The organism is Actimicrobium sp. CCI2.3 (assembly GCF_035019065.1).
GTDB lineage: Bacteria > Pseudomonadota > Gammaproteobacteria > Burkholderiales > Burkholderiaceae_D > Actimicrobium.
In genome coordinates this window covers 82,357-93,328 of record NZ_JASJWR010000017.1, presented here as the reverse complement: position 1 = coordinate 93,328, position 10,972 = coordinate 82,357, and the positions used below count along the sequence as shown (strand labels likewise).

The 10,972-nt window shown below is 63.1% G+C and carries 2 protein-coding genes; both read right to left on the bottom strand.

What is annotated here, in order from left to right; genetic code table 11:
* Positions 1-314: 314 nt before the first annotated feature.
* Complete coding sequence (locus tag QN370_RS11290; RefSeq protein ID WP_322127860.1) at positions 315-569, bottom strand: hypothetical protein; 255 nt, start codon at positions 567-569, stop codon at positions 315-317.
* The gene (locus QN370_RS11285) at positions 566-10,963 is read right to left on the bottom strand and encodes a hemagglutinin repeat-containing protein (protein ID WP_322127861.1); all 10,398 of its coding nucleotides are present in this window, start codon (positions 10,961-10,963) and stop codon (positions 566-568) included. The genes QN370_RS11290 and QN370_RS11285 overlap by 4 nt, the downstream gene beginning before the upstream one ends.
* Positions 10,964-10,972 lie beyond the last annotated feature (9 nt).

The window sequence follows — 10,972 nt, the reverse complement described above, 5'->3', positions numbered from 1 at the left end:
GCTTCAGGGCCATCACGGTCTCTTTGAAATTGAACGACATCAAGATTTTAACGTTAAAAACCGGGCGATTAAATCAGCGTTTCCCTAAAGGCTTCGACTGTTTCAAAGTATTGCTGCCCCCAAGGGTCACGAATCGCAACCACTTGTACGACTTAACAAAGTAACCGCTCGGCTTCCTCATCGAAACTACTTTCGTATAGCCACTGTTATCACCAGAATCTCTAGAAATCAACGACTTGCGACCTGCATATCTGGATTCTCAAGGAGTTGGTCTAAACGGTTACCTACAACTGCGCTACTTGCCCCTGCAGCGCTTACGAACCAATTCTCGGTCTGTTAATCACGTCAAGTAAATTCTCTAACTCAATCCCGTATTTATTAGGCTCAAAATTTGGAAATATTCCTTCCATCATTAACTCCGCATTTATTAGACTGCAAAGAATCTCAATATTTTCCATACTTATTTGTCGGCTTTCTAGATTATCAAATGCGATAGCATTTGCTCCTGCATCACTAACGCGCAGCTTACTTATAATTTCCTTCTGTCGCTTAGTTAATAAAATATTCATTTGGCGACCCCCGCTGCGCTCGTTCCCCATGTGGTAACCACATTACCTTGGGGACTAACCACTACTGTCGCATTTTGGCCAGTATATTTAAAGGTGGGACCGTACTTACTCGGAACGTATTGAATCGTCACAGGATTAGCAAACGCGTCGATAACTGCTGTTTGATTGACGCCAATCCCAGCATCTCTAACAGCGATTTGTTTAAGTGCATGGTCTGAGTAGCTAGCAATTGACGTCGGCGCTCGAACACCTGCAGCTTGTTCTGCTGAAAGTTGCATAGTCAGTCGAGCAGCCTGCATAGAACTCGCAGCATCTGCCAAAGAATCACTATTTGCCCCAACAGATTTTACCGGAGCCATCCCGCTTCCGGCCCCCTTTGCTACCTGAACCGCCCCAACCACCTCCCCCTCAACAACCTGTACAGTCTTCGCACCAGCACCAGCAATCGCAGTCACCGCCTTCACAGCCGCCGCAACTTCACCGGCCACGCCTGTTACAGCCGTAACGATGTTAACCGTCTTATCAACCTTCCTGGCGACGGCATCGACAAAGGCTTTCGTACCCGGATCCGGTATCGCACTGGCAATCGAGTCGCCATTCGTACAACTTGCAGCCGGGCATCGCGCTACCAGCGGGAAATAGGACGTACCATCAACCACGATGCTAATCCGGGTTGTACCGTCCGGTGCAGCGGGCAAACCGTTCGACAAGGTTGGCAGCGGGGGGGCGACGTACGATCCGCCATAGGTCACCAGGCTTGGTACCGACGCACCGGTCGTGTTGCTGACGATGTAGGCCCGTAGCGCTGCATCGGCCGGGTCGAGTTGCTGAACGACAATCGGCTTGCCATCTGCCGTGCTGCCGGCGTAAATCCACGTGCCACCCTGATCGCGTTTCGGCAAGCCACTCACGACCGTATCCGGTACTCCGACTTCGATCACCCCGTCGGTAGTCATCGTCATGCCGCGCATCTGTGCTTCGATCTGCGCGGCGGTGTATTTGCCGCCACTTTGTTTTGCCAACTGCTGGGCGAGTATTCTCTCGGTCGGATGCAACTGCCGATTATTGGCATCCACATTCAAGCCCATGGCCGTACCTGCGGTAGCGCCTCCACTTGCCACCGCACCAAGACCAACCGCCGTGCTCTGGGCAATCAACTGCCCCGCGAGTTTGGCCACTGTGTCACTGGCACCCGCGTTTTTTAGATTGACTGCGATGTTGTCTTGCAAGTCATTAAGCAGTGGCGCTGCACCGGCGACAGCGGCTGCGCCCAGCGCACCGCTGGTTCCGCCTGTGAGCGCACCCGTTGCCGTATGCAGCGCTACGCGATAGATACCGCCTTCATCCCATTTTTTGGCTTCTTCTTCGTTGCGTTGTCCTCTAAAGTCCAGGGCCTGGGCCGCAGCAAAATCGGCAATCGCTTTAGGTGCCTCCCTGCCAAAGGCCTGCGTGATCTGCACCTGCGCGTTAACGTCCTTTTGCAACTTGTCGGCATCGAAGATTTTCTGCATACCGGTGCCGGCATCACCCGTGCGCGCTGCCTTATTGCCTGCAATGCCGCTGATGGCTGCCGCAGTTACGCTGCTGGCATTGCCGCTGTCGCGGCCAATACCGGCGCTGGAGCCGCCGAGGGTTGATTTGCCGCTGGAATCAGCACCAGCACCCAGAGTGACGCCCACACTTGTGGCGTTGTAACTGGCCCGGTTCTGAATGTCGCTCGTGGTAAGCGTGCCGCCCGTCGTGAAGCGATTAACGTCATCGTCCATCGCCTTTTGCGTGCTGGTGATGGCACCACCCGTGAGCGTCGTGTTGCCTGCAACGTTGACGTTAAATCCGCCATCGCCCGCCTGGATACCGGACTGCTCGGCCACGCTGGCGAACGTGCTGTCGACCTTGCTTTTGCTTGCGCTCAGGTTGCCACCACCCGTACCAGGACCGATCGGGACCGTGATCCCGGCACTTGCACTCTGCTGCTTACCAGCGAACACACTGGTGTCCTGCCGGCTGGCAATGACCAGGTTGCCGCCGATGTCACCCGTAACTTGCCGGCCACGGACGACCGCGCCGTCGAGGGTAGTGTCGCCGCCCGACTTCAGTGTGACCCGGTTGCCGGCTTCGACTTGGCTGTTGACCTGCGTGACGTCGCTGCCGTCGGCCTTGCCGCGTGCGGCGGCAGCATTCGCGCTGATGTAAAAACCTGTGTTGGCGCCAACCGAGAAGCCAATGCCGACGGATGCGCTGCTTGAGTTGTTAGTGCTGGTTTGCGCGGCGGTGTTGCTGGCTGCGCCCAAGTCGATCTTGCCGTCGGCGAGCAGGCGTGCATCCCTGCCTGCACTGATCTGGCTGCCGCTGAGGAGGATGTTGCCGTCGGTGCTGTCGGTGTTGTTGCCACCTTTGTCGCCAAGGGAACGCAGCGTCACATCCCCGCCGGCGGCAATCGTGCTGCCGCGAACGGTGCTGCTGCGCTGCGTGCTGTCGCTCTGGCTCTTGCTACCGCCCAGCGAAATACTGACGCCGATACTGGTGGCCTTGTCCGGATCGGTTACCGCATCCACCGCTTTGGAGGCGGCCAGCACCGTGGTCGCTGCCGCCAGAGCCTGCATCCGCACATCCTTGGTTTGGCCGGCTGCCGCTGTCATTTGCTGGGCGGTCTGCGCCGCCGAAATGACCGGGTTCGATACTGCCACCGTCAGGCCGCTCTGCTTGAATTGCTGCTGCTGGCGTTGTTCTGCGGTGTCGGTCGCGGCGGTGATGTCGATCTTGCGGGCGGTGACGTCGATGTTGCCGTTCGGGGTCAGCAGGTCGCTGCCGGTTTGCGTGTAGCGCTGGCCGGCAATCAGGCGCGCATTGCCGCTCAGGCTGGCGACGGTGCTGGCTGCGCTGGTGGTCGCGGTGCCGGTGGCGTCCTGCTGTTGCTGGCGTTGGCCGAGCGTGAGCGCAGCGCCGCTGGTGAACAGGCCGGAGGTGGTTTGCTGGAACGCGCTGCTGTCTTGCTGCGTGCTTTGTGCCGTCGTGATCGTCAGATCGCGGCCTGCGTCCAGTCGCAGGTCACGATCGGCGACCAGCGAGGAGCCAGCGATGCTGATGTCACCGGTTCGGTTGGTCGGATTACCCGCTTGCGCCAGGATGGTGTTGCCCGACAGGACGCTACCCTGCACCTGGTCGCTGCTGCTGCGCTGGCTGCTCGTGGTCGTGGTCGATGACACCAGGTTGCCGCTCTTGTTGTAGCTGTCGTTGATCGCGCTGCGCGCAGTGGTGATGGCACCGATCGCGATGTCATTGCCGGCGACCACTCCGACCAGCCCGGCCTTGCTCGACAGGTAGCCCGCGTTGACGGCGATATTGCCGGCACCGTCACGTCCGTTGGCGATCACGCTGAGGTCGTTCGTTGCGCTGATGCTGCCGCCAACCAGCGTTTCGTCACTGCGGGCAACATGGTTATAGGCGTTCTTGCCGATGGTCTGGATATCGGTTGTCGTGCGCTCTTTGGCGGCGTCGATGGTGACGTTCGCGCCCTTCAGCAGGGCGCTGTCACCGGCCGAGACGGTCGCACCGCGCACGCCAAGATTTCCTCCGGCGACCAGCGCCAGGTTGCCGCCCGCTACCAAGGTCGCAGCGGCTTGCGTGACGTTGTCCTCGACGATGTGACCGCTGCGACCCTGCACCGTGCGCCCGCTGCTGTCGCCCACGGCGATCTGGTAGTGCTGGTCGACGCTGCTGATGCGCAGGTCACCCCCGGCAGTAGCGATCAGATCACTGCTGGCACCCACGCTGGCACCGGCGACCAGCAAGTCGCGGGCGGCATCAATGCGTACCGTGCCGCCCTGCACCGTGGCGACGCGATCAATCGCACTGCGGGTGCTGTTGCCGCTGGTGTTGGCGGTGTCGATGGTGCGGGTCTGGATCACCACGTCGCGTCCGGCCAGCAGGGTCACGCGGCTGTCAGTCCCGCTGCCCTGGATCACGCCGGACAGGTTCTTTAGATCATTGCTGGCGCGTGCAACGATGTCTTGCCCGCTGAGGCGTCCGCCATCATTGACCAGATCGCGCCCGGCCACGAGCGTGAGCTTGCCGCTGGCGGCGATGGTGCCGCTGTTGACCAGGTCACGGTCGGTGCGAATCGTGACGTCGGACCCGGCGATCAGTGCGCCGGTCGGTGTCAGATCGCCGTCTTTCAAGCGACGCAGGAAGACCTGCGGTGCCAGCACCTGCTGCACCGTGCCGTCGGCCAGGGTCACATTCTGCGTGGAGAGCCAGACGATGTCGGTGGTGAGCAGGGCCATCTGTTCGGCAGAAAGTGCCACACCCGGGGTGAGCTGGTACTTCCGGGCGAAGGCAACCCCGCTGTCCATCAGCGCCTGGTATTCGGTTTCGGTGCTGCTGTAGCCACTCAGGAACCGGCGTTCGGTCAGCGTCAGGATCTGGTCGTTGACCAGTTGCTGTTCGGCGAAACCGTCGCCGTAGCGCTTGAGCTGGCGCTCGGGGTTGCGCTGCAGCGCTTGCAGGAAGTAGTCAGAGCCGAGGAAGGCGCGCTGGTTCGTGAAGCGCGGATCGGTTTCAACCAGGGTGCGGCTGTCCGGGGCTGGATGGATCGTGAAGAGGCTGGTAGCCGGGGGGCGCTGCGAGGGTTGGGCCGTGACGATGAAGGCATTGCCCTGGCTGGTGCTGACCTGTTGGGGCGACACCGGCACGACTGCGCCGCCGGGGGCGACCGGCTTGAGGACCAGCGTGCTTTGGGCCGGCGGTGCGCTGATCGGCTGTGTGCTGCCGCTGGCGTTGACCACGGCGAGTGCGGGACGTAGTTGTGCGCTGATGGCGCCATTGGGGTTCAGGCTGGCCGGCGTAGTGGCGACGCTGCCGATGCTGCCGGCACTGGCGCTGATCGGCGCGGTGGTGTTCCTCGTCAGGTCGCGTACGGCGGTTGGGTTGGCGGCGAATTGCACCCTTTGCGTGGTGGGCAGATTGAAGGACTTGACGTTCGGCGCTTTGTCGTAGGGTATTTGTGCCTGCGTCTCGCGGCAGGTGTTAAAAGGACTGCAGTACACCACCTCACTAAATTGGGACGTGCCGCTAAAGGTGGTGCGCTTTTCGCCCTTGGTCGTGTCGTTCGGCAGTGACGAACTGGTGATGGCGAGTGCACCACCGGCGACGATCTGGCTGTCGCGGTTGCTGGTGTCGCCGGTCAGGCGCATCGCTCCGCCGGAGAGCAGTTGCGCCGGTGCGCTGGTGGCTACTTCGGTGGTGCTGGTGATGCCGCTGACCCGGATGCGGGTGTAATCCTCGAACGTTTCCACGCGATTGTCTTCGTTGACACCGGCGTTGTAGGTGGCGATTTTGGTCTCGAGTTGATCGAGCGTGGCCTGGAAGCTGCTGTCCCAGCTCGCGTATTGCGTGCGCCAGGTGTTACAGCCCGACGTATAAAGTGGCACCGGTGCGCCGTCGAAGTTGGTGGTGGTGCAACCGCCCGACGGTTCCGCCGGCGGTGGCCCCACCGGCGTGACCGCGAAGCGCGCAAACACTGGCGCATCCCAGCTGTAATTGATTTGCGTCGTTGCCGGCGTTGGCGAGTCCCCGCCGGTGACTGCCGGCGTGATCGTGCGCGCAGTGGTGACGGTGCTGCGCAAGCCGAATAGGTCTGGATGGACGATGCAGGCGTTGCTGTCCTGACTGCCGCCGATATCGGTGCACTGCGACAACGGATACTGCGTCGTGCTGTCTCTGGGTATCACATATTCCTCCAGCACTGGTGCCGAAGTGACGGTACGGGTGGTCAGCTGATCATTGCGGTTGACGATGCTGGCGGCGTCGACCGACAGCGTGCCTGCGGCTTCGATGCGGCTTGAGGCATTGACCAGCGTCGACGCGGCACCCTGCAACTGGCCCGCGCCGTCGATGCGTGCGCCGATGGCGATGTCCCCAAGGCTGTAGAGCAGCGCACCGCCCGTATTGCTGACGGCCTGCGCACCCAGCAGCAGCGTCTGCCGGGCTGCGACCGTGCCAGTATCTCTGTTGTTGACGGCGCTGCCGTTGATGGCGAGCTGGTCGCCGTAAATGCGCCCGGTGTTGTCGGTCGCGCCGGCGTTGATCGTGGTGGTGACGCCATCGATCAGGCCACTGACGGTGTTGGTCAGCGTGCCGGCGACGTTCAGGCGCGTCGTGCTGGCGCTGATCTCGCCGCTGTTGCGCAGGTTGCCGCTGGTGTTTGCGGTCAGCACCGCGCCGGCGGCCAGCGTGCCGCTGTTGGTGAGGTTGGCCGCGTTGATGGTCAGGTTGTTTTGCGCTGACAGCAGACCGCTGTTGGTCAGGTCGGTGAGGCCGCTGCCATTCTGCAGCGTCAGCGTCAAGTTCTGCGCAGAGACGGTGCCGTCGATGCGTGGACTGCCGGTGGTCAGTGCGGCATTGCCATTGCTGGTGATATTGCCGCCGCTGTTGGCCAGGCTGCCGGCGCTGACTGACAGGTCGTTGCGGGCGCTGAGGGTTGCGTTGGTGTTGTCGAGCGCAGTGGTCACCAGCGACAGGTTGCGTTGGGCGCGGATCGCACCGCCGGCGTTGTCGACCGTGGTGGCATTGAGGTTGATGTCGTTGGCTTCGATGGTGCCCGATGCGGCATTGCGCAGGGTCGCCGCCGTGATGCTCGCCGATCCGTTGGCGGCGATCTGGCCGGCGCGATTGTCGATCAGGCCGGTACCGGCCAACGTGACATTGCCGGCTGCAGTGATGCGGCCGCTGCCGTTGTCGAGGTTGCGTACCGTGATCGTACTGTCTGCACCCGACACCAGTTGCCCGCTGCGGTTATCGATGTCGCGCACCACGCGGATGGTTTGCGCGCCGTTGCTGGCGATGAAGCCGCCCTGGTTGGCGAGGTCGCCGCCGGTGATCGCGAGCGTGGTGCCGGCGATGATGCCGCCGCTGCTACCGCTGGACGTATTGGTCAGCACGCCATCCCCGGTGTCGAGCGTCACGGCACCGACTGCCTGGAGCAGGCCAGTGTCGTTGCGGATTCCCTGCGTGGTGGCAGTGAGCCGGCTGGCGGCAACGATGCGGCCGTCGTCGTGGTTGTCCAGCGCAGTACCGGTGAGCGTGATGTCGCGGCCGACAATGCGGCCGGCGCGGTTGCCGAGTGTGCCGCCGGTGAGGTCGGCATTGCCGCTGGCTTGCAGCATGCCGCCGGTATTGTCGAGCGCCGACGTGCCGGTATTGACGACCAATGCGCCCTGCAAGGCGGCGATCGTGCCGCCGGCATTGCCCAGCGCGGCGCTGGTGATGGTGACGTCGCGCTGGGCGACGAGTTGTCCGTTGGCGCTGTTGTCGAGCTGGTGGCCTTGGGTATTCAAGGCCAGGGTGGAACCGCTGGCGATCGTGCCGCCGGCGTTGCGGATTTCACCGGAACGTAGTGTCAGCGCGCCGCTGCCGATCAGCTGGCCGGCAGCGTTGTCGAGCACGCCGGTGCCGAGGTTGATGTCGGTGCTTTGCTTCGCGCTGACGGCACCGTCGCGGTTATCGAGTGTGGCTGCGGCGATGGCGAGGTTGCCGTCGGCGCTGATCTTGCCGCGCCGGTTGGTCAGGGCGCCTGTGGTTTCTAATGTGACGGTGTCGGCGGCAGAGATCGTCCCATCGGTCGCATTGATGCTGCCTGCGGTGATATTGACGGTGCGACCGGCCAGCAACTTGCCGGCGCTTGTGTCGAGCGCGCCGGCTGCCAGGGTGAGCGCGTTGACGGCTTCGATGCTGCCGGTGCGATTGGTCAGGTTGCCGCTGGTGGTGAGCACGAGATCGCGGCCAGCGCTGAGGCGTGCACCATCATTGTTGAGCGTGGTTGCGGAGATGGCGATGTCGCGACCTGCGGCGATGGTGCCGCTGCTGCCGGTGTTGCTGAGCCTGCCCGCCTGCAAGCGCAGGTCGCTGCCGCCCAGCAGCTGACCATTGCCGTTGTCGATGGTTTGCCCGTTGGCGTTGATCGACAACGCGCCAGTGCCGGAGATTTCTCCGGCGGCATTATCGATGGCCTGAGTGGAGAGCGTCGTCGTATTACCGGTGATCAGACCAGCGGTATTCACGAGCGCGGCGGCAGCAATGCCAACCCCCGCGTCGCGTGAAGCGATCACGCCGTTGGCGTTACCGAGCGCGCCCGTGGTGATCTGCAGTGCGTCGCGGGCGATGGTCTGGCCACCGGCGTTAGCGAGGCTGCCGGCGGTGAGGGACAACATGCCAGCGGTACTCGCGGCATTGGTGCCGCTGCGAATCGTGCCAAGCACGTTGTCGATCGCTGCGTTGGCCGTGATCGTCGCGCTGCCTGCCGCATCAATGACACCGCTGCGATTGGCCAGGCTGTCTGCCTGCAGCGTGACGGTGCTATCGCGACCTTGCGCGACCAGCTGTCCGCCATTGCTGGTCAGTGCGCTAGCCACGATGCGCAACGGACCAGTCGCGATGATCGCGCCGCTGGTGTTGTCGAGTTGCTGACCTTGCGTATCGAGCGCGAGAACCGACCCGCTGGCGAGCACGCCGCCGGCATTGCGGATAGCACCGGACTCCAGCGTCAGCGCGCCCGCGCCGATCAGCTGGCCGGCGCTGTTGTCGAGCTGGCCGGTGCCGAGCGCGATGCGGGCGGTTTGCTCTGCGCGCAGGAGGCCGTCGCGGTTGTCGAGTGCACTGGCGGTGATCGCGAGGTTGCCTGCAGTGGCGATGACGCCGCTGCGGTTGCTCATTGCACCGGTCTGGATGGCAATGGCGGCGTCGCGGCCATTGGCCTGGACCAGTCCGCCATTGTTGCCGACGCTGCCCGCGACGATCTGCACGCCACCGTTGCCGCTGAGGATGCCGTTAGTATTGTCGAGCGCACCAGCGACATTGACGCCGACGCGACCGCCGGACGCCAGCGTGCCACCCGTGTTGCCGAACGTACCGGCCTGCACTGACAAATCCTGTCCGGCCTGCCAGACGCCGCCGTTATTGGCGACAGTGTTGCCAGTGATGCGCAACGATGACGGGGTCTGGATCCGGGTTGCCGAGGCGTTCAACGCACCGGCCGCAAGGTTGATTGCGCCCTGCCCGCTGAGCTGCGTGCCCGACAGCGTCGCACTACGCGCCGTCACCGTGATGTCGCCGAGCGCCTGCAGCGTGCCATTGGTGTCGGTCAGGGTGGTGGATTGCAGTACCAGACCCGCGCCGGAGTAGACCGTGCCGCTGTTGTCCAGCGTGCCCGATGCTGTCAGCGTGGTGCCGGTGCCAGCAGCGCCAGCAGCACCGCGCTGGATGATGGCACCCTGGTTGCGGATGTCGGTGGCACTGAGAACCAATGCCCCTTGCGCATCCAGCGTACCTTGCTGCGTGATCGCGCCGGCACTGCTGATGGTGGTGGCCGCGCCGCTTTGTGTCGTACCTGTCAGTGTTGTATTCGCCTGGCCATCGATGCGGATCGCCTGCGCGGCGTAGCTGTCCCTGAGCGTCAAGTCGCCATTGGCCGACAGCGCCAGATTGCCTTGCAAGGCAGCGAGTCGGCCGGTGCTGTTGACGCCCAGGCCCTTGTCGCTAGCCACCAGCACGATCTGGTTCGCGTACATGCCGCCGAGGTCCTTGATGTCGATCGCAAAGCGCGGCGTCGCACCCGTGCCCGATTGCGCCGCCGCGCTCAGCGTCCCGTACAGCACCTGGTTCGCACCGGCGATCACGTTGAGATTCTTGGCCCAGACCTCGCCGTCGATCACCAGCCCGCGTGCGATCAGGTCGAGCTGTTCGAGGTTGCTCGCGTTCAGACCCGCCGCGCCGATGCCGAGCGCTCCCTGACGCACGTCGAGGCCGTTGATCGCACCGCCGCTACCAAACTGCACTTGGCCGGTCGTCAGCGTGGCCCGGTTGGCATTGAGGAAACCGCAGCCGTCGCAGGCGATGCCATTCGGATTGGCGACCACGATATCGGCCCGCTGGCCGGCCACTTCGATGGTGCCGCGCAGGGTCGACGGATTGGTCGACACCACTTCATTGAGGATGATGCGTGCCGGCGTCGGCCCGAGCTGCAGGTTGCCGGTGATCCAGCCGCCCTGCACTGTCTGTACGTTCGTCGAGCTATTGTTGAGGATCAGGCCCTTGCCGGTGACGTTGAACTGGTCGTACTGGTTGCGTGAGACACCGGACGCACCGGGCGGGGCGATATGCGCGATCGGTGTGCCGTTGGCGGCGGCATCCATGAGTGCTTTCTGTCCCGAAGGTGCTGCTGATGCAGCCACCGTTTGGGCTTGCGCCGGCAGGGTCCAAAGTACTGCCTGCGCGACGTGGATCATCAACACAGCGTGGGTGACCACGCACTTCCAGGTGCGCACCGGCGGGGGCGTGAACGCGCTGGCAAGCGAGGAGGAACGGGCTGGTGACAGGGGACGGAAAGGGGAAGGTGGCATGGGATTCTT

Excerpts from the sequence above, each read along its gene's own strand:
- QN370_RS11290 (WP_322127860.1), bottom strand. The coding sequence starts at position 569 with ATGAATATTTTATTAACTAAGCGACAGAAGGAAATTATAAGTAAGCTG.
- QN370_RS11285 (WP_322127861.1), bottom strand. The coding sequence starts at position 10,963 with ATGCCACCTTCCCCTTTCCGTCCCCTGTCACCAGCCCGTTCCTCCTCG.